The 25,178-nt window shown below is 64.3% G+C and carries 17 protein-coding genes and 9 pseudogenes; 8 read left to right on the top strand and 18 right to left on the bottom strand.

Features of this window, described 5'->3' with window-relative positions; all coding sequences use genetic code 11:
• The 3 genes and pseudogenes from YO9_RS0107915 to YO9_RS0107900 all read right to left on the bottom strand — a co-directional run.
• Positions 1-306 (bottom strand): annotated as a pseudogene (locus YO9_RS0107915) (hypothetical protein); the annotation flags it as partial.
• A gap of 1,034 nt (positions 307-1,340) precedes the next feature.
• Positions 1,341-2,416, bottom strand: a pseudogene (locus YO9_RS0107910) (IS481 family transposase).
• Positions 2,417-2,954: 538 nt separating this feature from the next.
• On the bottom strand, positions 2,955-3,560 hold the full coding sequence (locus YO9_RS0107900) for a TetR/AcrR family transcriptional regulator (protein WP_016996980.1): 606 nt from the start codon (positions 3,558-3,560) through the stop codon (positions 2,955-2,957).
• A 90-nt stretch (positions 3,561-3,650) separates the two neighbouring features.
• Here YO9_RS0107900 and YO9_RS0107895 point away from each other — a divergent pair, with 90 nt between their 5' ends.
• Entirely contained in the window at positions 3,651-4,088 is a 438-nt protein-coding gene (locus tag YO9_RS0107895) for an anthrone oxygenase family protein (protein WP_016996979.1), read from the top strand.
• 23 nt (positions 4,089-4,111) lie between these two features.
• Here YO9_RS0107895 and YO9_RS0107890 read toward each other — a convergent pair.
• From YO9_RS0107890 to YO9_RS0107825, 13 genes and pseudogenes are all read right to left on the bottom strand, one after another.
• Positions 4,112-4,776: pseudogene (locus YO9_RS0107890) on the bottom strand (transposase); the annotation flags it as partial.
• Positions 4,777-4,822: 46 nt separating this feature from the next.
• Positions 4,823-6,038: pseudogene (locus tag YO9_RS0107885) on the bottom strand (IS110 family RNA-guided transposase).
• Between the two features lie 538 nt (positions 6,039-6,576).
• Positions 6,577-7,025, bottom strand: a pseudogene (locus YO9_RS0107880) (DUF779 domain-containing protein).
• Positions 7,022-8,596, bottom strand: coding sequence for an acetaldehyde dehydrogenase ExaC (exaC, locus tag YO9_RS0107875; protein ID WP_016996976.1), 1,575 nt, complete (start codon positions 8,594-8,596; stop codon positions 7,022-7,024). The pseudogene YO9_RS0107880 and the gene exaC overlap by 4 nt, the downstream one beginning before the upstream one ends.
• Before the next feature lie 133 nt (positions 8,597-8,729).
• Positions 8,730-10,168, bottom strand: a pseudogene (locus tag YO9_RS17535) (dicarboxylate/amino acid:cation symporter).
• Between the two features lie 114 nt (positions 10,169-10,282).
• The gene (locus YO9_RS0107855; RefSeq protein WP_016996974.1) at positions 10,283-11,806 is read right to left on the bottom strand and encodes a DUF885 domain-containing protein; all 1,524 of its coding nucleotides are present in this window, start codon (positions 11,804-11,806) and stop codon (positions 10,283-10,285) included.
• Positions 11,807-12,033: 227 nt separating this feature from the next.
• Positions 12,034-12,990 carry an MFS transporter gene (locus YO9_RS0107850; RefSeq protein WP_262925620.1) on the bottom strand — a complete coding sequence of 319 codons (957 nt, stop codon included), beginning with the start codon at positions 12,988-12,990 and terminating at the stop codon, positions 12,034-12,036.
• The gene (locus tag YO9_RS17530; protein WP_223286279.1) at positions 12,951-13,349 is read right to left on the bottom strand and encodes an MFS transporter; all 399 of its coding nucleotides are present in this window, start codon (positions 13,347-13,349) and stop codon (positions 12,951-12,953) included. Before YO9_RS17530 ends, YO9_RS0107850 begins: the two co-directional genes overlap by 40 nt.
• Entirely contained in the window at positions 13,346-14,176 is an 831-nt protein-coding gene (locus YO9_RS0107845) for a TlpA family protein disulfide reductase (RefSeq protein WP_223286278.1), read from the bottom strand. The genes YO9_RS17530 and YO9_RS0107845 overlap by 4 nt, the downstream gene beginning before the upstream one ends.
• Positions 14,173-14,439, bottom strand: a complete 267-nt coding sequence (locus tag YO9_RS0107840; protein WP_223286277.1) for a MauE/DoxX family redox-associated membrane protein — start codon at positions 14,437-14,439, stop codon at positions 14,173-14,175. The genes YO9_RS0107845 and YO9_RS0107840 overlap by 4 nt, the downstream gene beginning before the upstream one ends.
• 37 nt (positions 14,440-14,476) lie before the next feature.
• Positions 14,477-14,752, bottom strand: coding sequence for an acyl-CoA carboxylase subunit epsilon (locus tag YO9_RS0107835; protein WP_016996971.1), 276 nt, complete (start codon positions 14,750-14,752; stop codon positions 14,477-14,479).
• Positions 14,749-16,332 (bottom strand): acyl-CoA carboxylase subunit beta, encoded by a 1,584-nt coding sequence (locus YO9_RS0107830; protein WP_016996970.1) that lies wholly within the window; start codon positions 16,330-16,332, stop codon positions 14,749-14,751. Before YO9_RS0107830 ends, YO9_RS0107835 begins: the two co-directional genes overlap by 4 nt.
• Positions 16,333-16,551: 219 nt before the next feature.
• Positions 16,552-16,767, bottom strand: a complete 216-nt coding sequence (locus YO9_RS0107825; RefSeq protein ID WP_223286276.1) for a YciI family protein — start codon at positions 16,765-16,767, stop codon at positions 16,552-16,554.
• Positions 16,768-16,886: 119 nt separating this feature from the next.
• On the opposite strand from YO9_RS0107825, the gene YO9_RS0107820 reads away from it, so the two are divergent.
• From YO9_RS0107820 to YO9_RS0107805, 5 genes are read left to right on the top strand one after another with little or no spacing between them, the layout of a single operon-like run.
• Positions 16,887-17,516, top strand: coding sequence for a biotin--[acetyl-CoA-carboxylase] ligase (locus tag YO9_RS0107820; RefSeq protein WP_223286275.1), 630 nt, complete (start codon positions 16,887-16,889; stop codon positions 17,514-17,516).
• Positions 17,483-17,821 carry a hypothetical protein gene (locus tag YO9_RS17525; RefSeq protein WP_223286274.1) on the top strand — a complete coding sequence of 113 codons (339 nt, stop codon included), beginning with the start codon at positions 17,483-17,485 and terminating at the stop codon, positions 17,819-17,821. Before YO9_RS0107820 ends, YO9_RS17525 begins: the two co-directional genes overlap by 34 nt.
• Positions 17,818-18,411, top strand: coding sequence for a hypothetical protein (locus YO9_RS0107815; RefSeq protein WP_016996967.1), 594 nt, complete (start codon positions 17,818-17,820; stop codon positions 18,409-18,411). Before YO9_RS17525 ends, YO9_RS0107815 begins: the two co-directional genes overlap by 4 nt.
• Positions 18,412-18,438: 27 nt before the next feature.
• Positions 18,439-19,563: an adenylate/guanylate cyclase domain-containing protein gene (locus YO9_RS0107810; protein WP_016996966.1), complete on the top strand. Its 1,125-nt coding sequence runs from the start codon at positions 18,439-18,441 to the stop codon at positions 19,561-19,563.
• Positions 19,560-20,534 (top strand): PP2C family protein-serine/threonine phosphatase, encoded by a 975-nt coding sequence (locus YO9_RS0107805; protein ID WP_016996965.1) that lies wholly within the window; start codon positions 19,560-19,562, stop codon positions 20,532-20,534. The genes YO9_RS0107810 and YO9_RS0107805 overlap by 4 nt, the downstream gene beginning before the upstream one ends.
• 3 nt (positions 20,535-20,537) lie before the next feature.
• On the opposite strand, the pseudogene YO9_RS0107800 reads toward YO9_RS0107805, so the two are convergent.
• Together YO9_RS0107800 and YO9_RS0107795 are read right to left on the bottom strand one after the other, a co-directional pair.
• Positions 20,538-22,648, bottom strand: a pseudogene (locus YO9_RS0107800) (acyl-CoA dehydrogenase family protein).
• The gene (locus YO9_RS0107795; protein ID WP_016996963.1) at positions 22,542-23,282 is read right to left on the bottom strand and encodes a TetR/AcrR family transcriptional regulator; all 741 of its coding nucleotides are present in this window, start codon (positions 23,280-23,282) and stop codon (positions 22,542-22,544) included. The pseudogene YO9_RS0107800 and the gene YO9_RS0107795 overlap by 107 nt, the downstream one beginning before the upstream one ends.
• Positions 23,283-23,396: 114 nt before the next feature.
• Here YO9_RS0107795 and YO9_RS0107790 point away from each other — a divergent pair.
• Positions 23,397-24,720, top strand: a pseudogene (locus tag YO9_RS0107790) (acetyl-CoA C-acetyltransferase).
• Between the two features lie 39 nt (positions 24,721-24,759).
• Positions 24,760-25,178: pseudogene (locus tag YO9_RS0107785) on the top strand (3-oxoacyl-ACP reductase); the annotation flags it as partial.

Below are 25,178 nucleotides of genomic sequence, written 5' to 3'. Positions count from 1 at the left end.
GTCGGTGGATCGAGGCTTAGAGTACGACGCAATGCTTAGGTCAGCCGCGTCCACGCAGACGGTTTCGTCACTGAGATATTCGAGGGATTGGCCGAGCGCATGAGGAGCCGTGGTCCTGCAGGTGCTGGAGGAGGCGACCAAGACACTCGCCAGTCCGCTCAGGGGGTAGGACAACCCCGCTGCGTGGAAGAGCAGCTTCTGTCCGCTCCACTGCGCAATGGCCTCGAGGGTGACTCGGTTGCTCAGCTCACTCAGCAGCCCTGCCAGGGAATTCGTACCTGAGCCCGGAAATCGCAGTGTGGCCATGGGTTCCATCGCCGAGTCGGCGTGTGTGCAGCGGGACCAGGCCGTGCGAATCCTTTCGATAAGTGCGGCGTCGGATGATCGAACTCGATCCGAAGGGGGGCGGACATGGCATGTAGATCCACCGTGACGTCGCGTTGACCTGCGCTGGCCGGGGGCATTCGGGCGGAGGGGGTGTCCCTATGTTTGAGTCGAGCCGCGAGGCCGGCTGGTTGGGGAGTGGGGACACCCCCCGGACCATGGATGGCAGGGCAACAAAGCCATGTCCGGTCGAGCGACCAGACCCCCGGCGATCGGAGGCACTCATAAGGTAACGGGCTGTCGCATATCTCCTATTAAACAACACCTGCCCTGCGGCTCCGCGGTGGTCGGTCAGAGCGCCGCAGATCGGCGCAACTGTCGAGCCTGGTGGTCGCACGCAAATCTTCAACTGTGAATGATTCGTCCACGAATTGCCAGTCGCCTCCGAGTAAAATTCTGCAACATTTTGTAATATTTGAGCTTTTTAGGCGTGACCTAACGCACCCCACCCCTAGGGGGGATGTCAGTCTCTGGCATAGCTCGATGATGAACTCCCTTGTTACTCGGCGGTAGACAACGCCGAGGATCCGAGAACTGACCAGTCCTTCCCCGCGGATGTAAGAAAGTTGCGTCTTCACCGACATGCTCCCAGTTGCTACTGTTCGGCTTTGTCGCAGGGCGGGATATCCGGTTAGGAGAGAGCCGGTGTTCACCTTCCGCCCACCGTTCGCGCCGTGACCGGTGACTCCGGTGAACTGATCCAGTGGGTCTGGATCAGCAGGGGACAAATGGCGTGGCAACACGCACACACAGGACGAACGGCTAATTCGACACTTAGGGGGAAAGGGGAAGTGGGGCCAAAGGGCCTGTGTAAAGTGCGGGGCGGTCAGATCGTACAGAGCGATCTGGCTGACGGCGAGTCTCTTCGCGCCGTGCACTTTGCATAGGCATGATCACCCCGGTATCGCTCATGACCCACGGTTGATTCGATGCAAACACAGGACCCATCGATCGCGTTACTGGATCGAGCGGGTACAGCGAATCTCGTTGTAAGAGGGCATGACGTTGTTGACACGGGCTGGGGTGCGTGAGGCCGGGGGCTCCTCGCCGCAGGCGGTATGGGGTCGATGATAGTTGTAGTGATTGACCCAGACCGCCACCGCGGCCCGTCGGGCGTGTTCGCTGGTGTAGGTGCGGGTGTAGAGCACCTCATCGACCAGTAGCCGGTTGTAGCGTTCGACCTTCCCGTTGTGCCGCGGCGTGTAGGCACGGATCCGCTGGGGGCGGGAGGCCAGGGCTTTCACGGTGCGGGTGAAGTCCCAGGCTCGGTAGTTGGCCACGTTATCCGTCACGACCCGGCACAGTCTTTCGATGCCGTGGGCGGCGAAGAACACCTTCGCCCGGGAGAAGAACCCGATCGTGGTCACCGCTTTCTCGTCGTCGAGGGCTTCGGTGTAGGCCAGACGGGAGAAGCCGTCCACGGCCGAGTGCAGGTAGGTGTAGCCGACCCTCGCTCCTGGCCCGCGCTTAGCGGCCTTGGCCGCAGCACCGCCGCGGCCATGGGCGGGTTAGCCGCCGCCGTCAGGAATGCGCCCGACCTTCTTCACATCCCAATGCACCATATACCCGGGCCAGTACGCCCGAGTCCTGGCCGGGGTGCTTCGGGGGGTGTCCCCGTCGGGGGTCAGATCCCGCAAACGGGAGATGCCCAGCCGGTGCAACCACCGGCCCCCAGTGCGTAACGCGATGATCACTGGGGCGTGGAAGGGCCCGGTTCCCTTTTCATCGTCACAACCGCCGGCGCTCAAGTGGTGCCAGATCCGGCGCAGGACCACTTGCGATTCAGGCGCAGGGCCTCGATGCGCTCGACCACCTCCAGCCGGGTGCGGGACGGGGAGGTGACCGGGGTCGAGGGCCGGTCGACCAGGCCCTCCTCACCGTCTTGGAGGTAGCGGGCCACCCAGGTGCTCACGGTGGGGCGGGAGACCTGGAACTCGGTGGCCACATGCGCCTGGGGGGTCCCATCGATCAGGTGGCGTGGGGCCAGGCGCAGCCGGCCGTTGGGGGTCAGGGGTGCATTAACGTGGGTCATGAACGGGCTCTTTCGTGCGGGCGGACGGTGTAGGAACTTCCCTCCTGAAGCGAGGAGCTCGTTCCTTATCTCATCGACGCGCCCGCGACAAGAACCTCATGACCCATAACACTTGGGCCAGCCCCAACAACGTGGTAGTGAGCATTAAGGTCAAATTAGCGCGGGTTAGCCGCAAGAAATCAAGCACGGTAATAGCTCTCCTGCGAGACGGTGGATAGGAGAAATCGACAACGACATCGGGACTATCGGCCAGGTGATCCCCCAAGGTCATCCAGACAATTTCAAGTTCGAGCTGGTCTAACAAGGCGGATTGCTATGTCTTGTGTGTAACTTTCTCCGGTAATGACGGTGTTCTTTGGGCGCCCGGTGGCGGCCTCGGCTCCCGCATGATGCGGCCGGGCTGCGCTGGTTCACGTTCCGTTAGCCGATCCCCAAGCGGGGCATCGTGAGGTCACCACGGTGCAGTTGAGACCCACTGCTGTGTGCACCGCCTTGCGGAGCGCAACGCCCGGCACTGACCCGATTGAATGACTGATCCTCAGAATCGAAGACCCCGTACGGCGGTGGCCAGAGTGACCTCGAGTAACTCGCGGTTGCGTGGCGGAGGCACGTCCCGCAGTGCTCCGGAGGTGCAGAGTACTGAGATCCCGTGCACCGCAGACCACAAGGCGACTGCCGCGTCGAACCGCGCGGCAGCGTCGACGACTGCCAAAGCTTCCCTCTCGAGACCGCCCACGAGCTCAAGCAGCCGGGCAAACGGGCTGTCTTGGGAATCTTGCTCGGGCAGCTCAAAGCCGCTGGCGAGGCACCGAAACAGCATTCGCCGGTCCAGCGCGAACTCGAAGTATCCACGGCCTGCAGCGATGACTCGTTCCGCCGCCGGGGCATCGGCAGCCACTTGCGATACTGCGTCTTGCATCGATCGCCCGAGGGCATCCGCCGCGGTGTGGCGGACCGCGCCCAGCAGGGAGTCCTGCCCCGGGAAGTGCCTGTAGGCAGCCGAAGGGGAGACACCAGCACGGCGTGCGATCTTTCTTAGACTGACCGCCTCGGGGCCACCCTCTGCGGCGAGCTGCACGCCGATGCGGACCATCTCCTCGCGCAGGTTTCCGTGGTGGTAGGGCTTGGTGTTGACGGTGTTCACGACGAAAGGATACCGTAGCCACAATGTAGACATCGTTCACATGGCAAGTGTGGGTTGCCACCCCTGCCCTAATCCGATCAAGGAGGTCCCGTGGATCTGCTGCTCCTGTCCCTACTGATCGTCACTGGCTTCGTGGGCTGCGCGGAGTTCGGATCTGTCGCCCTCGTCCACCCCGTGATCCGTCGCTTGCCCGTCGAGCACCAAGTGGTGATGGAGAAAGGGCTGCTACGCACCTTCGGCCGGGTGATGCCCGTGGGTATGACGGCTGCGGCGGTCCTCGCCGGCCTCGGCGTCGCTCGCTACGGCAGCGCCTGGTTGGGGGTCGCGGCTGTCGTGCTGACGATCGCGTTGGTGGTGACGATCTTCGGCAACGTACCGCTGAACCTGTGGACGGGCCGTATCCCGGACGGGGATGTGCCCTTGGACTTCCGCGCCAAGCGCCGTCAGTGGGATGTGTTCCAGGCCGTTCGCGGCTCGTTGCAACTGATCGGCTTCGTCCTGGTGTGCATCAGCACCGCTGCGTCTTGACGGCGCGGACGGTTTCGCCATAATCACCGAACTTCACGTGTTACCTTTTCATGGCGCCGGTGTCCGTGAGGGTGATACAGGCACCGTACCTCTATGTTGTTCGTCAAGCGGCGGGGTGTTTTGGTTTCGTAGAGGGTGCCGCCGCGGAGCATGGCGTAGACGATGTCGCAACGGTGTCGGGCCAGAGCGATCAGCGCCTTGTTCTGTCTCCTGCCCTGGGATCGTTTGCGGTCGTAATAGGCCCTGGAGAGCGGGGTCCTTCAGGGTGGCGAACGCGGAGAGGAACGCGGCCCGTCTGAGGACCTTGTTGCCTCATCCTCGATGAGTGATCCCTGGGTATGGATGAACCGGATCTCCAGGTCACCGGGGAGAGCCCGGCGTAGGAAGCCAGATCTCCGGCGGTGACGAAGTCCTTGCCGACGACTTCTGTGATGATTCAGGCTTCGGTACTGATGCCCACTGCCGGGATCGAGGTTAGGACCTGATGAAGAGGGTGGGCCTCCACAAAGGGCTTAACTTGGGTCTGGAGTGTATCCCTGGCGGCGCGCAGGTCGGCGAGCATCCCGTCCAGCTGGGGTAGCACCACGGCGGTGGCGTTGGTATCGACCACGTGCACTGTCTGGGCGTCCAGGGCGGTGAGGAGTTCCCCGGTGAGCCAATCGTGCATTCGTGGGGCCATCTTTTTCAGTCATGTGGCGGCCGACTTGCGGCCCGCGGCAAGCAGGGGGGTGCTTCTATGGTTTTCGTAAAGCGGCCAGGGCTACGGTCGGCGGGGTGGGTTCGGTGTAGAAGGCCCCGTCGCGGAGCATGGCGTAGAGTACATCGGTTCGTCTTCTGGCCAGCGCGATCACAGCTTGGTTGTGGCGTTTGCCCTCAGATCGTTTTCGATCGTAGTAGGCCCTCGAAGCGGGGCTGGCGTTTATGGAGGCGAACGCGGAGAGGAACAACGCTCGTTTCAGGACCTTGTTGCCCCGCCGGATGGGGATTCCCCACGGATCGAGGTCCCGGATCTTCTGGTCACGGGAGCGATTCCGGCGTAAGAAGCCAGATGGCCGGCGGTGGCGAAGTCCTTGCCCACGACTTCGGTGAGGATCCGTGCTGCTGTCCTGACCCCTACCCCGGGCATGGAGGTCAGGACCTGGGTGAGAGGGTGAGCATCGACCACCGTGAGGATCTCGGCTTCGATCTCTGCTCGTTGGGTGGCGAGCTGGGAAAGTTGGTCAGCTAAACGCCCGATGATCTTCTCCGCCGCCGACGTGCCTGCAACGGTCACGGTTTGCTCGCTCAGGGCGGTGAAAATCTCTTCGGTGAGTTTCTCCGCCAACCGGGGCGCGTGTTTCTTCAACAACACCCGTACATGAGCCCGCCCGGCGGTTCTCAACCGGGCCGGGGACGAGTACCGGGTGAGCAAAGCAACCACGGCGGGGTGGCCCAACCGGGGGCCAAGGACCCGTTCCAGAGCCGGGTGGATCTGAGTGAGGAACCCGCGTAACCGGTTGCGGGCCTGAGTGATCTGGGCTGCTAGATCATCATCGAAGCCGCACAGCATCGACAGTTCCGCGATGTTCTCCTCGGTCACGGTGATCCCACGCAGGGTGTGGGCCATGGTGCGAGCGGTCTCGGCGATGATGAACGCATCTCGGGCATCAGTTTTCGCCTGGCCCGGGTGCAGGTCAGCGACCCGGCGCATCGTTAGCCCAGGCAAGTAAGCCACATCAATGCCCAGGTCCTGGGCCACCGCAATCACCAGGGCGCCTATGGTCTTGGGCTGGTCCACGACCACCAGAACAGTGCCATGGGCTACGGTCAGCTCTTGAAGCAGCGCCCGGATCTTGGGTCGGATTGGGGCAGGGGCTTGTCGTACACGACACTGCCCGCGGCGCTCAGGCCGGTGGCGTGATGATCGGTCTTACCAACGTCGATCCCGAGGTAGAGCTGGTGGTCCGTCATGGTCACCTTCTTCGTCACAGGGTGGGTTGAAGTGACCAAATGGAACACTGACCCGCATCCACGTTACAAAGCCCCGCCTGACGGGTCGTGCTTCTATTAGCGGTCCGTGTGAACCAGTACCGGCCCCGGTGACTACACCGCCTGCGATCATCGATAACTGGGGGCAGGCATCATGCCGGGGCCGGCTGGTTACCTACGCCTTCATCCTCCCGGACACCGGCGTCATGAAAAAGGTAACGGGGTGTCTCATTTTGCGAATCAAGCCGCGAGGGCGTCCGGTTCGGGTGTACGGGTTGGTAGTAGGTGCCTCCGCTGCAACGTCATCTACGCGATGCACTGCTGGGGCACGTATTACCAGCCATCATGAAACGCTCCGACTCCGACTAAGCCGCCCTCGCGGCTTGACTCAAACATAGGTACACCCTCGGATCATCAACGACTGGGGCAGTAATCGTGCCGGAGCCTTCCGGACAGCAGCTCCCCATTCTCTACGAAGTAGGTGACGGGGGCATGAGCCCAGCTTAGTGGCGGATGGTTCCTAAATTTCGCAGAGTTCACTGCGGGTGAGGAACCGTTTGCCCGTTGGAGCCTCGAGGGAAAAACCCCCACCCCGGCCTGGGATGCGTCAATGATCAAGCGGGTGTGTCGCCAGAGCTCGAATTGCTCGGTCGAGATCCAGAACTCCAGGGGACCCAACTCGCCTCCCGAGGGTGACGGGACCTGAGCGACACCCAGCAAGGCATCGGAGTTTCCAGTGCGGAACTCACCGGCCGGGAAACACATGGGCGCGGAGCCGTCACAGCAGCCACCGGACTGGTGGAACATGAGCGGTCCGTGCTGCTCCCACAGCTCTTGCAACAGGGCCACGGCAGGCCCAGTGAACCCCACCCGCGAGGTGGTTTCACCGGGCACGGCCGGGGAGGTCTCGAGCACCACGCGGTGCTCGAGACTCTCCAGGTCCTGCGGTTCAGAAGGTTGTGCGCTCATGGCGCCTCATCACCTTTCAGCTCGACTGGTCCCGCTCCGCGCTGCGGCTTAGAAGAAGCCTGCGGGGACTCGGTGTAGGACACCAGCAGGTTCTTGGTCTGCTGATAGTGGTCCAACATCATCAGGTGGTTCTCGCGACCGATACCCGAGGACTTGTAGCCGCCGAACGCGGAGTGCGCCGGGTAGCTGTGGTACTGATTCACCCACACGCGACCCGCCTGAATCGCACGGCCCGCGCGGTAGGCAATGTTGCCGCTGCGCGCCCATACACCGGCACCCAGGCCGTAGAGCGTGTCGTTGGCAACGCTGATCGCCTGGTCGTAGTCGCTGAACTTGGCCACCGAGAGCACCGGTCCGAAGATCTCCTCCTGGAAGATGCGCATGTCGTTGGTGCCCTCGAACACGGTGGGCTGCACGTAGTAACCGCCGCCCAAATCGCCGTCGAGCTCGGCGCGCTCGCCGCCGATCAGCACCTTGGCGCCCTCCTTCTTACCGATGTCCAAGTAGGAGAGGATCTTCTCCAACTGGTCGGTCGAAGCCTGCGCGCCAATCATGGTGTCCGTATCCAGCGGATTGCCCGCCTTGATCTTGGACACGCGGTCGATGCCGTCCGCCAGGAACTGGTCGTAGATCGACTCCTGGATCAGCGCACGGGACGGGCACGTGCAGACCTCACCCTGATTGAGTGCGAAGAATGCGAAACCTTCCAGGGCCTTGTCGTAGAACCCGTCCTTCTGTGCCGCGATGTCCTCGAAGAAGATGTTCGGCGACTTACCGCCCAGCTCCAGGGTCACCGGGATGATGTTCTCGGAGGCGTACTGCATGATCAGGCGACCCGTGGTGGTTTCACCGGTGAAGGCGATCTTGCGGATGCGCTTGTCGGACGCCAGAGGCTTACCGCACTCCACGCCAAAGCCGTTGACGATGTTGACCACACCGGCCGGAATCAGATCCTTGATCAGCTCCATGAGCACCAGGATGGACGCCGGGGTCTGCTCGGCGGGCTTGAGCACCACGCAGTTGCCGGCCGCGAGTGCCGGGGCGAGCTTCCACACGGCCATCAGGATGGGGAAGTTCCAGGGAATGATCTGCCCGACCACGCCCAACGGCTCGTGGTAGTGATACGCCACGGTGTCCTCGTCCAGCTGGGACAGGTGCCCCTCCTGCGCGCGGATCGCACCGGCGAAATAGCGGAAGTGATCGATCGCGAGCGGAATGTCCGCGTTGAGTGTCTCGCGCACGGGTTTGCCGTTGTCCCAGGTCTCGGCGACCGCGATGGTCTCGAGATTCTCTTCCATGCGGTCCGCGATCTTGTTCAGCATGAGCGCGCGTTCCGCAGGTGACGTGGCATTCCACGACGGCGCTGCGGCCCACGCCGCGTCCAACGCGGCCTCGATGTCCTCGGCCGTGCCGCGACCCACCTCGGTGAACGCCTGGCCCGTGACGGGGGTGATGTTTTCGAAGTACTGACCCTTCACGGGTGCGACCCAGTCGCCGCCGATGAAGTGTTCGTAGCGGGGCTTGAAGCTGACCTTGGCGCCGACCGTACCGGGTTGCTGGTAGACCGTCATGGTGTGAATCTCCTACGTTATTGTGGTGATGTATCTCACAGCCTAGTGGTTCTGTTCGGACAGACAAGGAGCGGCACGGGGTCACCCGTGCCGCTCCTTGTCAGCGACTCATCGCCGGTCTTCAGCGCGTGGTTCAGTCCACGCGTTGCCCGTCATTCGGGCCCGACGGCGCGTGGGCGTGCGAGCCCTCGCCGGTTCCGGTGCGCGCGTCCTGCGGGGTCAGTTCGCCGTGATTGTCCTCGTCAGAGAACGGTTCGCCGGAGCGCTGCGCGTTGTACAGGTCCATGTCGATGATGCCCTCACGCTTGGCCACGATGGCGGCCACGAGAGCCTGACCGGTGACGTTCAGTGCGGTGCGACCCATGTCCAGGATCGGATCCACGGCCAGCAACAGGCCAACGCCCTCGAGCGGAAGGCCCAAAGTGGACAGCGTCAGAGTCAGCATGACAGTGGCGCCGGTGGTGCCCGCGGTCGCGGCCGAACCCAGCACGGAGACCAGGGCAATCAGCACAAAGTGCATGGGAGTCAGTGGCACACCGTAGAACTGCGCAACGAAGATCGCGGCAATGGCCGGGTAGATCGCGGCGCAACCGTCCATCTTGGTGGTCGCACCCAGGGGAATCGCGAAGGACGCGTAATGCTTGGGTACGCCCAGGTTTCGCTCGGTCACCCGCTGGGTCAGGGGCATGGTGCCCAGCGAGGACCGGGACACGAAGCCCAACTGCATGGCCGGCCACACGCCGGAGAAGAACTGCTTAATGGACAGCCCGTTGAGCTTGATCAGGATCGGGTAGACCACAAAGCCCACCAACAGCAGACCCACGTACACGGTGATCACAAAGCTGACCAGGGTGCCCATGGAGGTCCAACCGTACTCGAACACCGCGCGGCCGATGAGGCCCAGGGTGCCAGCGGTGCCAGGCGAATGATCCACCAGACGATCTTCTGCATGATGGCCAGGCCGGACTGCATGAAGGTCAGGAACGGCTCGGCGGCCTTACCGACCTTGAGCGCGGCGATACCCACCACAGCGGAGATCACCAGGATCTGCAGCACGTTGAAGTTCAGTGCGGTGGTCACAGTTTCCGCGTCCGGCATTGTGGACGTGGCTTCCAGGCCCAGGAAGTTCACCGGGATGATGCCCTTGAGGAAGCCCAGCCAGGAACCCTCGGTGCCCGTGTATTCACCGGGCTGCGCTTGACCCGTGCCCACACCGCTGAATCAGCACACCCAACACCATGCCGATCAGCACGGCAATCAGTGCGGTGATCGCGAACCACACCAGGGTCTTCCATGCCAAGCGGGCGGCATTGGAGACGTCGCGGAGATTGGCGATCGAGGCGATCACGGCCGTGACCACCAGCGGCACCACCGCCGCCTTCAAGAGCGTGACGTAGCTGGACCCGATGGTGTCCAGGAGGATCATCAACCAGTTGGGGTTCTCCTCGGGATCGCCGCCCATGGCGGTGGCCAGGGAGCCCAGGAGAACGCCCAGGATCAGGCGATCAGGATCTGCCAACCGAAGGAGGTCATCCATTTCGGTAGGCGCCGGGTATTTTCTGCGGAATTCATGTGAGCCAGGGTAGGCCGCGGAATAATAAAGCGCACACGCGGCGTGACGAAATGTTACGCACCGAGCGGCGTCGTCGGCCGAAGCTCACCCAAGGCCCGCGCGAATCCGCGGAACTAGAGCGTCATGGCGTGGGCGAGTGTGTCCAATCCCACGGAACCGAGCCGCAGGGCACGGCTGTGAAAATGCTTGAGATCGAACTGGTCACCTTCGCGCGCGGCCACTTGCTTGCGCAGGTCCAGCCACAGTTCCTGGCCCAGTTTGTACGACGGTGCTTGGCCCGGCCAGCCCATGTAGCGCAACCATTCGAAGCGCAGAACGGCCGGGTCCATGATCACGTTGTGGGTCAGGAAATCCCAGCCGTCCTGCGGGGACCAGACCTCACCGGCGCGAGCGCCGCCCAGCATCTCGCCGAGTTCTGCAGGCACCTTGTACCCGCAGTGGAAACCGACGTCGAAAATCACGCGGACCGTGCGCAACCGCTGCGAATCGAGCATGCCCATGCGGTCACCGGGGTCGTTCAAATATCCCAGCTCCTCCATGAGGCGTTCCGCGTACAGCGCCCAACCTTCACCGTGGCCTGAAACCCAAATGCCCATGCGGCGCCAGGCGTTGAGCTCGCCGGCGTTGGCCAGTGCGGTGGCGACCTGGAGGTGATGCCCGGGGACACCCTCGTGATACACGGTGGTGGTTTCCTCCCACGTGGCGTGCCGGGTGGTGCCTTCGGGCACGGACCACCACATGCGCCCCGGGCGGGAGAAGTCGTTGCTCGGCGGGGTGTAATAGATACCGCCGTCCTGGGTGGGCGCGATCATGCACTGCAGGTTGCGCATGGCGTCCGTGAATTCGAAGTGGTCCTTGGACAGTTCCGAGACCGCCTGGTCGGACAGCGCCTGCATCCAGCGTCGCAACTCATCGGTGGAATTCAGGCGGCGCGCGGGGTCCTCGTTCAAGGCCTTCATGGCCTCGCGGATCGAGGCTCCGGGTGAGATCTGGTGCGCCACGAGCCGCTGTTCCTCATCCAGCTTCTGCAGCTGTTCGATGCCCCATTCGTACACCTCGCCGGGTTCGAGTTTGGCGCCCAGGAACGACTGCAGGTGGAGTCGGTAATCGTCCTCGCCCACGGCATCCGTTTCTCGGGCCGTGGCGGCAAAGTCTTCATGGAAGGCGCGCACCAGTCCTCCATAGGCCTCGCGGGCGTCGGTGACGGCCTGTTCCAGGGATTCGCGCAGTGAGTCGGGCACCGAGTCATGAGCCAACAGCGATCCGAACGGACCCTTCAGCTCCGAATAGGCCTCCGCCTGGGCACCGGCCTCCCGGATCTGAGTCATGGAGGCCAACTTCCCGAGCGACGCAGCCTCATGCAGCCCCTCGGTGTAGCTCTCCAACGCGCGCGGCACATGGCGGAGCCGCTCGACGATCTGCTCCCAATCGTCCGTGGTGCTCGTCGGCATATTGTCGAAGATCTCTCGCACCCACTGCACAGGGGACGCGATGTTGTTGACGGGGGCCACGTCCAGGTTCGCCGCGTGCAGGTCCGACTGGAGGTTCAGGTGATTGCGCAGGGCGTGAATGGTCACCCGGTCCACGTCGTCCCGGGGCTGCGCGGTGTCCAGTGCGCGAAGGGTCTCGGTCCGCAACTGCGCCTGATCCGCCCGGCCTGTGGCCCGTAATCGGGATAGGCGGGGCCGTAACCGGTCAGTCCGTTCAACGTGGCCGCGAGAGGGTCGAGCCTCATCGAGCGGTCGAAGTGCTGATTGGCCAGCTCGTCCACCGGGGTAACGGGGCGGTGAACTGTGCCTAGCGGGGGGAGTGCGGGGGTTGAACGTTGCGTGGATTGGTTCTCGATCACGGAAAGCTACATTAGTCACGTTTGGTGAGATGACAAGGTGGGACGCGGGCGGCGCGCGAATCCCAGCCACCAGCTCGCGAGCAATCCGACCATCGCGAAACTCACCGTCACCCACCACGTCGCGTGCCACCCGCCTGCGTTCTGGACCAGGAACGCCACGGCCACGGGCCCCGCGAACTGGCCCAAAGCATTGAACTGCTGGCCCAGCCCCAAACTGGTGCTCACGGTGTCCGGTGCGGGCGCCAGCGCCATCTGCTGGGAGATGGCGGTCGAAGGAATCAGGCCACCCACCGCAGAAAACGCGATCACCGCTCCGTAACGCAGACCGAAGCGCCACTCCGGGGCCACCAGGGGAGCAATCCCGAACGCGAGCACGGCGCACACGGCCATCGCCACGAATCCGATGGTCCACAGGGTCACGGGTTTCACGCCACGACCCAGTGCCTGCCCCGCGCTCAGATTGCCCAGCGCATTGCACGCAGCTGCTCCCGCGCTCAACGCACCGGCGGCCCCCGCCGCGATCCCGGCCTCCGCGTAAATGGTGGGCAGGAACTGGATCACACCGTTCCACTGCGCCGTGTAGCACCCCATCACCAGGGCGGCGGCCCACAGCGGGCCGGTGCTCAAGGTCCCCTTCGCACGCACGCTCACCGACCGCGCAGCGGCCGGGGCATTTTCAGACGACGACGTCGCTCGCGGCCCGCCGTCGGCAGGTCGCCTGGGCGAGATGGTCACGTCCGGAGGAATGACCGCAGCCATGGCCACGCCCACGGCCACGGCGAGTGCCGCGGCGCCCAGCCACCAGGCACGCCAGCCGATCGAGTCCACGAGGAATCCGCCCGTGAGCTGAGAAATGGCGGCGGCCACGGGGAAGAAGCAACCCCACAGACCCACGATCGGGGCCAATCGGCGCGGGGGTACGAGCCTGCGGATCAGCGCGGGCGAGGCCACGCAGACCAGCAAGAATCCCACGCCCTCCAGAACGCGGGAGGCCAGCAGGAGCCCGGGTCCGGGCGCAGAGCACCCAGCACCGAGCCGACCGCCAGGAAGCCGAAACCCCACAGGCAGCCCCGACGCAGCCCGATTGAGTCGTTGAACAGACCCACGATCATGCCCAGCACCATGCCGGCCACCTGGATCACGGCCACGAGCACGCCGGCCTGTCCCAGGCTCATGTTCAGCTGCTCGGACAGCGTGCCCAGGGCGGGAGAAAGTTTCCAGACGTGCAGGGCAGCAACTACGCCGCCCGCTACGACCAGCAAGGCCTTGAACGTGCCGTGCTCGTCCCGACTCGACGACTCGCGGTTGGGCGTCAAGGCGCTGGATGTCACGCGCGGGGAGCCGTTTCGAAGCGCTCCACGAGCTCGTCCAGTAGCTGGCTCACGGCACCGCTGCCTGCTTCGGGTCCACCGGCCAGCAAGCCGTCTGCCCCGAGGACCACGGCCCACGGGTTGGAGACCATGCCGAACGAACTGGCCAGGGAGCGGTCCGGGTCCACCAGGGCGTTGGCTCGCAACGACTCCGGCAGTTCGTGGAGTGAGCTGTCGTGGGCCACGATCGTGTGAATGGCCACCGGTCCCAGCGATGCGGGAAGTTCTTGGAGCTGCTCCATGACCGTGATGCACGGACCACATCCGGGGCTCACATAGAAGAGTGCTCGAGCCTGTGTCTGTGCCATGGTGCGCACGGACACGCGCTGACCCTCGCGATCCACCGCGGAGACGAAGGGAACGGGGAGTCGGACGTAGTCATCGTCGTCGCCAGTTTCGTCATCGGTGCTGGCAGGTGAGTCACCAGAGCCGTGGGCGCCGGATGCGACGGGCTGGGAGGTGGCACGCTGAGAGTTGAGGTGTTCGGGGAGGGGCGGAACATTGAACAACCGACCCGCGCTCAATCCGCGAGGGCTGGAGTTGCCACGTTCCGTCCACACGATCACGCCGATGACCAGCAGGGGGACGGTCGCCGCGACCACGGTCCACCACGGCACGGGCAACGCGGGACCGTGGTAGGAACCGGTGCTCGTGACGATGAAGGCGAAGACAGCCAGGGCCACGAACACCAGGTTGCGGACCACAGTGCGCCAGGACATGGGGGCACGGGATAACGATCCGAAGCAACCGCACGAGGCAGGATCGCCCTGGCGCACACCGATGCTCACGAACACCGTGAACGCCACGAACAGCACACGGTTGCAGCAGTGGCAGCCCACAGCACGATCCCGGAACTCAGAAGGAGCGTGAGTGCAAGCAGGATCTCGACCCAGGGGAGTGCGGTGCGCACGGTGCGGGTATTCACCATGGCGGGTAGCGCCATGACGTTCAGGGCGCTCTCATCAGTTTTGCTGGTGAGCAATTTGGCCACACCACTGGCGATCAATAAGAGGGCCAGACTCCACAACACGCTCGCGACAATGACATTCACGCCCACCATTATGCTGCGGAATTCATGAAAACCGGGGTTAGCTCTCCGGACGTGTGCGGCGCCACGCGCCCCACCCCGGGCGAAGCTTCATACCCAGGCGCATGCGGCGGGACTGCACCCGCGGCACGCGAACGGGAGCGGCGTGGGAATCGTTCGCGGCGGCGTCGTAGCTCATGAACACCGCGGTGAGTGCAGCGAGTTCCTCGGCGGTCGGATTGCCGCGTGTGACCGTGAACAGCGGCTCGCGCTTGTCGTCGGCGTCCACGGACTCCAGCCGGGACACCGCATCCTGGGACTTCTCGCGGGCGGTCACAGCGGGATGTTTCCGTGCTTCTTGGCGGGCATCGACGCACGCTTATCGGCCAGGCCGCGCAGCGCCTTGATGATCTGCGTGCGGGTCTCCGAGGGGATGATCACCGAATCCACGAAACCCAGCTCTGCGGCCTGGTAGGGGTTCAGCAGATCTTCCTCGAACTTCTGGGCGAGCTCAGCACGCAACTCGGCGGTGTCTTCACCGTTCTCCGCTGCGGCCTTGAGATCGCGGCGGTAGAGAATCTCCACCGCGCCCTGGGCGCCCATCACGCCGATCTGCGCGGTGGGCCACGCGAGGTTGATGTCCGCGCCCAATTTCTTGGAGCCCATCACGATGTACGCGCCGCCGTAGGCCTTGCGGGTGATCAGGGTGACCATGGGGACGGTCGCCTCGGCATAGGCGTACAGCAGCTTGGCGCCGCGTCGGATGATGCCGTTGAACTCCTGGTCCGTGCCGGGCAGGAAGCCGGGGACGTCCACGAAGGTCAGGATGGGAATGTTGAACGCGTCGCAGTGGCGCACGAAGCGCGCGGCCTTCTCGGACGCGGCGATGTCCAGGGTGCCGGCGAACTGCATGGGCTGATTGGCCACGATGCCCACCGTCTGACCTTCCACGCGGCCGTAACCGACCATCACGTTGGGGGCGTAGAGCTCCTGGATCTGCATGAAGTGACCGTCGTCCAGCACGGTCTCGATCACGGTGCGCATGTCGTAGGGCTGGTTGGCCGAGTCCGGAATGAGCGTGTCCAGCTCCAGATCTTCGTCGTCGATCTCCAGGATCTGGTCGTGCTCCATGCGCGGGGAGTCCTGCAGGTTGTTGCCCGGCAGGTACTCGAGCAACTCGTGCACGAAATCGAAGGCGTCCTGCTCATCGGCCGCCAAGTAGGCCGCCGTACCGGTGCGCTCGTTGTGGGAGCGGGCACCACCCAGGGTTTCCATGTCCACTTCTTCACCGGTGACGGTCTTGATCACGTCCGGGCCGGTGATGAACATGTGAGAGGTCTTGTCCACCATGACCACAAAGTCGGTCAGGGCGGGGGAGTAGGCGGCGCCGCCAGCGCACGGACCCATGATCAGCGAGATCTGGGGAACCACACCGGAGGAGCGCACGTTCATGCGGAAGATGTCCGCGAACATCGCCAGGGATGCCACGCCCTCCTGAATGCGGGCGCCACCGCCGTCATTGATGCCGATCACGGGGCAACCGTTGCGCAGGGCGAACTTCTGGACCTTGACGATCTTCTCGCCGTTGACCTGCGACAGCGAGCCGCCGAACACGCCGAAGTCCTGGGAGTACACGGCCACCAGTCGGCCGTCCACGGTGCCGTAACCGGTCACCACGCCGTCGCCCAACAGCTTCTTCTTCTCCATGCCGAACATGGTGCTGTGGTGCACGGCCATGGCATCGAACTCGACGAAGGAGTCCAGGTCCAGCAGCATCTCAATGCGCTCGCGGGCGGTGTTCTTCCCGCGCGAGTGCTGCTTCTCGACCGCCGCGTCACCGGCGGGCCGCTCGGACTTCTCACGGCGCTCGCGGAAATCGGCGATCTTGCCTGCGGTGGTGGTCAGGTCGTGGCTCATGGCACCTCGCGTTATCTCGGTCCGGTACAAGGGTGGGAGTACCGGTGTCCCAGGTTCAGGACGTCACAAGTTTATTCTGCGGGGTGCCCCAACCCTTTGTAGGGGTCCCACAATCCCGTGACGGTTCTTACACGTGATCATTCCCAGACGGTTACGACCACGCGCCGGTGTTGATGCTCCACTCACGGATGCTGTGTTCGGTGACAGCGCCCTGAACGATCAGCGGATCCTCGGCCAGGATGGCCTTGACCTCGTCCGCGCTCTCGGCCGAGAACACGAGAAGGCACCCGCGGCGCCGTCGTCCGTGAAAGGCCCCGAGCCCATGACCTTGCCCTGCTGCGCCAACTCGCCCAGGTAGGCGCGGTGGGCGGGGCGGTGTTCGTTGAGAACCTCCACCGGTCCACCGTAGGAATAGGTCACTGCGAAAATGCTCATGGTTGCCTTTCAGCGGCTGTCATGTTGGATTGCTCTCATTCAGCTTATGCCCCGACAGCGGCGGTAGACATAAGCTGAGAAATATCGATTTTCACGTCCCCCTAAAAGGAGTCGCCCGCATGGACCCCACTGCCCAGGAACCGGCAGCGGATTTCCACGCTGACCAGTTGCAGGCCGCGCTGGCAGACTCGGGATTCTCATCCGTGACCGTGCTCGACCAGGTGGATTCCACCAACGTGTGGCTCGCCGATCGGGTGATGCAGACCGGTGGCACCGAATTGAGTGCGGTGGTCACCGGTTTCCAGAGCGCCGGTAAGGGTCGCCTGGACCGGCAATGGTTCACGCCCCCGGGCGTGGCACTCACCTTTTCCGTGGCCTGCACTCCGCGCACGGCCGCAGGTGCACCATGGCCCATGGAGTACGTGCCGTGGCTGACCCTTCTCCTGGCACACAGCGTGACGCGCGCGGTCCGGGACACCGTGGGCGTTCCCGCGGTCATTAAATGGCCCAACGACGTGCTCGTTGACTCCCGCAAACTGTGCGGTGTGCTGGCCTCGTTGATCAACCACTCGGGCGGTTCGGCACCGAGTGTCGTGGTGGGCGCGGGGCTGAACGTCAGTCAACGTCACCTGCCATCCCCACGGCCACGTCGTTGCGCCTCGAGGCCGGTAACGACGCCGCCGTCCCCGACCGTCAGACGCTGCTCACCGAGATCTTGCGAGAGTTCGCCCGCTGCTATCACCTGGTGAGCCAGGACCCCGGTGCAGCGCTCGGCCCGGGTGGCGAGATGCGCGCCGTCCTGGAATCCGAGCTGGACACCCTCGGCCGTCGTGTGGCACTCCACCTGCCGGGGTCCACCGTGCCTGAGCAGGCCGTGGCCGAGGGCCTGGGAACCTCAGGCGAATTGATCGTGCGTGGCGAAAACGGTGCGGCGCGCGCGTTGTCCGCCGGCGACGTCGTCCACGTGCGACCCGCGCCCGGTGCCGCCAGGACGGCCGCCGAGCAACTGGCCCAGGACGACGTCGCGCGGGTCACCTCGGGGGAGCGGGCATGAAAACCAAGAATCGTCTGGTCCTGCGGCAGGGCGAGGAAACCATTGTGGCCACCCGGGCCCATCCGATCCGGCTGGTGGGACCCGCCGTGATCGCCTGGTGCACCGTGCTGTTGTATTCGGCGCTGCAGCGGCTCCTGGATCTGACCTGGCGGCCCTACGAGGCACCCTGGACCACGCTGCACTCACTCGTGGGCTGGATCATCACCCTGGTCGCGCTGTGGGTGACCTACCGCTACGTGTTGTTACCGGCGTGGCGTTGGCTGCGCACCGTGTTCGTCCTGACCAATCAGCGACTGGCCCTGACCGGACCGCCCGCCAAGGACAACGTAGTGGCTTTGCCCCTGGACGCCCTGCGCAGTGCGCGCGTGGTGGCACCAGCGGGACTGTTCGCCATGCTGACCCGTGGAGTGGACCGGGGCACCGTCATGGCGGACTTCGGCGCTCTCGGTGGCCTGAAACTGGCGGCCTGCCCGCAACCGAACGCCATGGTTGACCTGGTTCAACAGTCCGGAAGGCCCGCTGGCAATTACAGTAGGTCTGGCATGACCACATCATCGAGCAGAAGTTTCCAAGGAGGGCCGCGTGGCTGAAGACCCCAACGAGCGCTCAGACCAGCCGTGGTCGGTCCCCAGACCGAGCAGATCAATCTCAATCTCCACAATCCGGTGCAGTCCAATCTGTACGGCTCGGAGGAGTCCAAGGCTGCGGTGAAGAACCTGGATCAGCTGTTGCTGGGTTCCGAACGCAACCTCAAGCGGCGGGAAACCGCGCATGCCGCGGAGCTGTCGACCGCGTCTGCGCGCAAGATCTGGCGTGCCCTGGGCTTCCCGAATCTCAGTGAGGACGAGGTCTACTTCACCCAAGAGGACGTTCGAGCCTTACGCGTAGTCTCGGACCTGGTGCAGCAGAGCAAGCTCTCGGAAGAAGCTGCCCTGTCCCTGGCTCGTTCGGTGGCTCAGCTGTCCGACCGCATGGTTGTGTGGCAGATCGAAGCGCTCGTCGAGGACATGGTGGCCCACCAGGGAATGACCGATGCCCAGGCACGGCGCGAGCTTCTGAGCGTTCTCCCCGAGATGGTGGATCCTCTGAAGAAGTTGCTCGACTACTCGTGGCGGCGTCAGCTCTCGGCAGCCGTCCAGCGCTTGGCCATGCGCGGGGAACGTCCGGACGGTTCCACCGAAAGTCTGGGCGAGCACGTCACGGACGTGGGTGGATCGTCGTTGCCCCTGGCACGCGGCGTCGGTTTCGCGGACCTCGTGTCCTATACCTCCCTGTCTCGACAGATGAACGAACGCACCCTGGCCAACTTGGTGCAGCGCTTCGAGAAGCGCTGCGCAGAGATCATCTCCATGGGCGGCGGTCGCGTGATCAAGACCATCGGTGACGAGGTCATGTTCCTCTCCGAAACCCCTCAGGGTGGCGCTCAGATCTCTTTGGCCCTGGCTCGCTTGATCAAGGACGATCCGTTACTCCCGCAGGCTCGCGTGGCCTTCGTGTGGGGTCGAGTGCTCCCGCGACTGGGTGACCTTTACGGCCCCACCGTGAACTTGGCCTCCCGGTTGGTGGCGCTGACCGATCCGGGCGGGGTGGTAGTGGACGCATCCACCGCATCCGTACTGAAGGACGATGATCGATTCGTCCTGACGCCCCAACCTTCCCGGAACGTCCGTGGCTTCGGCGACGTGCAACCGGTGTCCATTACCCAGGGCCAAGGGCCCCGGCTGGAAGATGAGGACGAATGAGCATTTCTCTGGCCATCCGATCGGGCGGAGTCACCGATCGTGGGCTGCGCCGGGAATCCAATGAGGATGCCCTGGTCGTCACCGACAACATGGTTGCCGTCGCGGACGGCATGGGCGGGCACGAGGCCGGTGAGGTCGCCAGCGCCCTGTGCGTGTCCACTCTGGGCTCCTCCGAGCTGTTCACGCTCAATGACTTCATGGACTACCAGATCGTGGAACCCGAACCCGGTCTGGACGTGTCCCGTTTTCGCGCCACGATCGACCGTCAGCTCAAGCTCGATCCGGACGTCCCTAACGAAGCACTCGAGGCCGTGCACCGCTTGCGGTCCGTGCTGTGGGAAGCCGATCAGTCCATCCAGGATCAGTGCGGAACCCGCGCCGGCACCACGGTCACCGGCGCGTGGCTCGTGGAAATCGCGGGGCAGTGGTTGTGGTTGATCTTCAACGTGGGCGATTCGCGCACCTATGAGCTGACCGGTCCCGGTGTGGGCGAGCACCCCACCGATCCCGAACACCCCGTGGGCGTGAGCCAGTTGACCGTGGATCACTCCGAGGTCCAGTACCTCGTGTCCATCGGCCAGCTCACCCCCGCCCAGGCTCTCGTGCACCCGCGACGCAACGTGATCACCCGTGCCCTGGGCACAGGCCAGGTGTGGGAGCCGGACATCATTGTGATCCCGGCTCAGCCGGGTCAGCGGTTGCTCATGTGCTCGGACGGCCTGACCGGTGAGCTGTCCCCGGCACACATCGCCCGTGTCCTGCACGCCGTGCAGCACCCCAAGGAGGCCGCGGACGTGCTGCTCCAGGCCGCGCTGCGCACCGGAGGTCGGGACAACGTCACGCTGATCGTCGCGGATGTCCTCGAAGCGGATGACCCCCGCGTCAACACCGGCAGTATCAAACGCATCAGTAGGACCTTAAATGCGACGCGCGCGAAACTCTCGCGGGCGGCGTCGGCATTTGGGCGTTGAGACTTACGAGTGGTGACCGCGCGTCTCGGCCTTGGGATCACGAGCCGGCTTGGCCTCCTTGGCGGGGGCGTCACCGCTGGCGCGCAGGCGCCGGAAGTACTCGTCGGCCTCCTGCTGACGCTCTTCTTCCACGGTTCCCGCGATCTCCGCACGGAGCAGCTCGGGGCTGAGGCCGAAGGAGTCCACGAGCTCCAGTGCGTAGGGGCGCAAACGGGAGATCAGCCGGTTCACGTAGCTCTGCAGTGCGCGACCGCGGCGCATCGAGAGTCGACCGTAGGCCAGGTACCAACCGAGATTCTCCTCGAGCAGGTGCAGGCCGAACAGGTCGCGCAGCCACGTGAGCACGCGCTTGGTGCCGGGATCCTGAATCTTCTCGAGACCCTCGGTGAAGGCTTCCCACTGCAACAGCTGAGCGTGCGACCGGGCGGCCTCGATCAGCCGGTGCTGGTTGTTGTTGAAGACCTCCGCCTTTTCGCTCTTGGACTTACGAGCCACCGCGCGCATTTCGTCCGCTACGTCCTCAATGATCGTTTCCACGCGGTCCATCAGCAGCGCGCGCTGCGCTTCCGGATCGCGCAGGGCGTTGACCGACTTGCGGGCGTCACCGGTGTCCGTGAAGGCCTGGGTCAGCTTGCGCAACCCGGAGCGGTTGAAGCCTGCCTCCGTGGCGCGGTCGGCCACGTAGCGGGCCATGACACCCACGTCCGCGTTCTTGAACTCGTCCGAGTAATCGGTGAGCAAACGCTTGGCGACCAACTGCAGGAGCACGGTGTTGTCGCCCTCGAAGGTCGCGTAGATATCCAGGTCCGCACGCAGCTGCGGGATGCGGTTCTTGGCCATGAACCGGCGCCGCCGCAGGCCTCACGGGCCTCCTGGAGGGTGTCCAGGGCGCTCCACGTGGACATCGACTTGAATGCGGCGGCCAGGGTCTCCAGGTCCTGACGGTTGCCGTCAGAATCGTCCTCGCCGGAGAAGACCTCGTGGAACTTATCCAGCAACTGCTGGTGCGCGAAGATCATCGCGTAGGTCTCCGCAATGCGAGGAATCAAGCGGCGCTGGTGCTGCTGGTAGTCCATGAGTGTCTGCTCGCGGATGTCCGAGTCCGTGTTGAACTGGCGGCGCTGTTCCGCGTAGCGAACGGCAATGCTCAGGGCCATTTGATTGGCCAGCGTGGCGGCACCGTCCAAGGAGACGCGCCCCTGCACCAGGGTGCCGATCATCGTGAAGAAGCGGCGCCCCGGGGACGCGATGGGGGAGGAGTACTCGCCGTTCTCGTCCACCGAGCCGTACTTGTTCAGCAGGTTGAAGCGGGGCACACGCACGTTGGTGAAGTGCAGTCGGCCGTTGTCCACGCCGTTGAGTCCGCCCTTGCGGCCATCGTCCTCGCCGCCGACACCCGGCAGGAATTCGCCGTTGTCATCACGGATGGGTACATAGAGGCAGTGCACGCCGTGGTTGACGCCCTTGACGATCAGCTGGGCGAAGACCACTGCGGCCTTGCCGTGGACCGCAGCGTTGCCCAGGTAGTCCTTCCATGCCGCCTTGAAGGGGGTGTGGATCTCGAACTCGTCCGTTTCGGGAAGGTACGTGGCGGTCGTGCCGATCGATGCGACGTCGGACCCGTGACCGATCTCCGTCATGGCGAACACGCCGGGAGTGTTCAGGTTGAGGATGTCCGGGAGCCACTCGAGGTGGTGCTCCTTGGAGCCCAGGTTGAGCACGGCGGAACCGAACAGGCCCCACTGCACACCCGACTTGATCTGCAGCGACGGGTCAGCGAGCACGAGCTCCTCGAACGCTGAGACATTGGCACCCGGGCTGTTGGTGCCACCCAGGTACTCGGGCATGCCCACCAGCGCAGTGCCGGCATCGCGAAGGACCTTGACCTGCTCGAACGTGAGGTCGCGCTGATCCTCGAACGTGAGGTTGTAATTGCTGTGCAGGCGGGGATCCAAGGCGCGCTCGCGGGCGGCCTTGCGAGCCTCGGGCCAGCGGCCCAGCAGCACTTCACCCAGACCGGCCACATCGATGTGCGTGGGCAGTGCGGCGTCCTCGGACACCTGTGCCATCGGCTGGGTGGGCGGGTTGGACGGGAGTTGAGTAGTTGCAGTCATCATGACTCCTGAGGGGTTGTCTGAGCAGAGGTTTCGTCTGCGGAGAGCGTGGTGTACGTGTCAGGCCGTAAGCCTGAACGGCCCAATCGGTGATGAGTTGGCTCATGGTGGTCCGGTCCGGTTTGTCGTCCGTGTCCGGCAGAGCCAGCCACGCTTCACCGGCACCGCGGACCATGCCCACGGTGGATGCCGCCCAACACTGCAGCAGTGCTTGCGGCATGGCTTGCTCGCCGCGGTGGCGAATGTGCTGGTCCATGAGCAAGTGGCACACAGAGTCCAGGAACTGTTCGATGGCCGAGTCCCCGTCAGCCGGTGCGGTCACCACGAACCGGTAGACGTCCGCGGAAGCCTCAACCGATTTGAGGTACTCCTTCACGAGCGCGTGCACGGTGGCCGCGAACGAATCCGCTTCGTGAGCTGCGGCGACCATGCGGGTTCGCATTCGAGACACGAAGTATTCACCCACGGCCGCTTGTACCCCGGATTTGTCTTTGAAATACCGGTAGAAGACGGACTTGGAGGTACCGCACGCGGTGGCGATCTCCTCCATGGAGATGCTCGCACCGTGGGTGGCCACCGCGTCTCGCGCGGCGGTGATCAGCTCGATGCGTCGCTTGGCGCGTGGCGCTGCCACCGCGAATTTCGACCATCAACGTTCTCCGAAACCTGTTTCACGATACCGAGAGTATCAGCTACTCTGGGTTTCAGGTGATTCGCACCACATCAATCTAAGAGGAGTAGCCCCTTCATGGACAACATCCAGCAGAACAGCCAGCAGTCCCTCCGCCGCGCCGTGGTGGTCGCGGGTAACCGCATTCCCTTCGCTCGCGCGGGTGGGGCGTACGCGAATGCTTCGAACCAGGACATGCTGACTGCAGCGATTGACGGACTGGTGGCGCGTGCCGGGATCTCGGGTGAACGTCTGGGCGCCGTGGCCGGCGGTGCCGTGCTCAAGCACTCCCGAGATTTCAACCTGACCCGCGAGGCCGTTCTGGGTTCCGCTCTGGACCCCGCGACTCCGGCGTTCGACATCCAGATGGCGTGCGCGACCGGCATGGAAACCGTGAGCACCATTTCCAACAAAATCCGCGTGGGCCAGATCGAAGCCGGTATCGCCAGTGGTGTGGACTCTGCCTCGGATGCACCGATTGCGTGAGTGAAGGTCTGCGCCGTGCACTCCTGCAGCTGCAGCGCGCGAAGACCACCACCCAGAAGCTCAAGGCGCTCAAGAATCTGCGCCCCAATGATCTGGTGCCCGCCGCTCCCACCACGGGTGAGCCCCGCACCGGACTGAGCATGGGTGAACACCAGGCCCTGACCACCCAGCAGTGGGGCGTGAGCCGCGAGGATCAGGACCAGATCGCGGCGTCGTCGCACCAGAACCTGGCCGCCGCTTACGATCGCGGTTTCTTCGACGACCTGGTCACCCCGTTCAAGGGCGTGGCCAAGGACAACAACATGCGGGCGGACTCCACCGTGGAGAAGCTGTCGACCCTGAACCCGGTGTTCGGCAAGAAGCTCTCCGGCGAGGCCACCATGACCGCCGGTAACTCCACGCCGCTCACGGACGGTGCCTCCGCCGTGCTGATCACCAGCGAGGACTGGGCTACCGAGCACCACCTCACCCCCTTGGCCGAGGTCGTGGACTCCGAGGCCGCCGCGGTGGACTTCGTCAGCGGCAACGAGGGGCTGCTCATGCTCCCGCCTACGCCGTGCCGCGTCTGTTGGCTCGCCAGGGTCTGACGCTGCAGGACATGGACCTCATCGAGATCCACGAAGCCTTCGCCTCCACCGTGCTCGCCATCATGGCCGCGTGGGAGTCCGAGGAGTTCTGCCGCGACCGCCTGGGCCTGTCCGAGCCCGTGGGCACCGTGGACCGTTCCAAGCTCAACGTGAACGGCTCGTCGCTGGCCGCAGGACACCCGTTCGCCGCGACCGGTGGCCGCATCGTGGCATCCACCGCCAAGGAACTCGCCGCCCGCGCCAAGGCCGAAGGCCGCCCGCAGACCGCACTGATTTCGGTCTGCGCCGCCGGTGGCCAGGGCGTGGCCATGATCCTGCGTTCCGTCTAAGACGCATCCCCACAGATTTACGACATACAGGAGCTTTGAGTGGCAGATACATATTTGGACCTGGTCAATTCCGGACTGGGCAAACAGGTCGCGAGCAAGCTGGGTCTTCCCAAACCGACCAAGCTGCGCCGCTACCGCGCCGGTAGCGATTTCCCCGAGGGTTCCGTTCTGGTCCTGGGTAAGGGTCCGGCCGCCGACGCCGCCGCCCAGGCCATGCTCGACTGGAACCTTGACGTGCGCCGCCACGCCCAGGAAGTAGACCGTGTGGGTGCGGTGGTCATCGACTACACCGAGGCCAAGACACCTTCGGACCTGGGCAAGGCCGCCCTCGAGTTGTCTTCGGTGCTGCGCAAGTTGCGTTCCGGAGGACGGGTCATCACGTTGTCGCGACCGGCGGCAGGAATCGGAACCGGAGCGGCGTCGGGAACCCCGCGGACGCCACTGCCCAGGACCCGCCG

The organism is Kocuria atrinae C3-8 (assembly GCF_000286355.1).
GTDB lineage: Bacteria > Actinomycetota > Actinomycetes > Actinomycetales > Micrococcaceae > Kocuria > Kocuria atrinae_A.
This window is presented reverse-complemented; position numbering and strand designations above follow the sequence as displayed.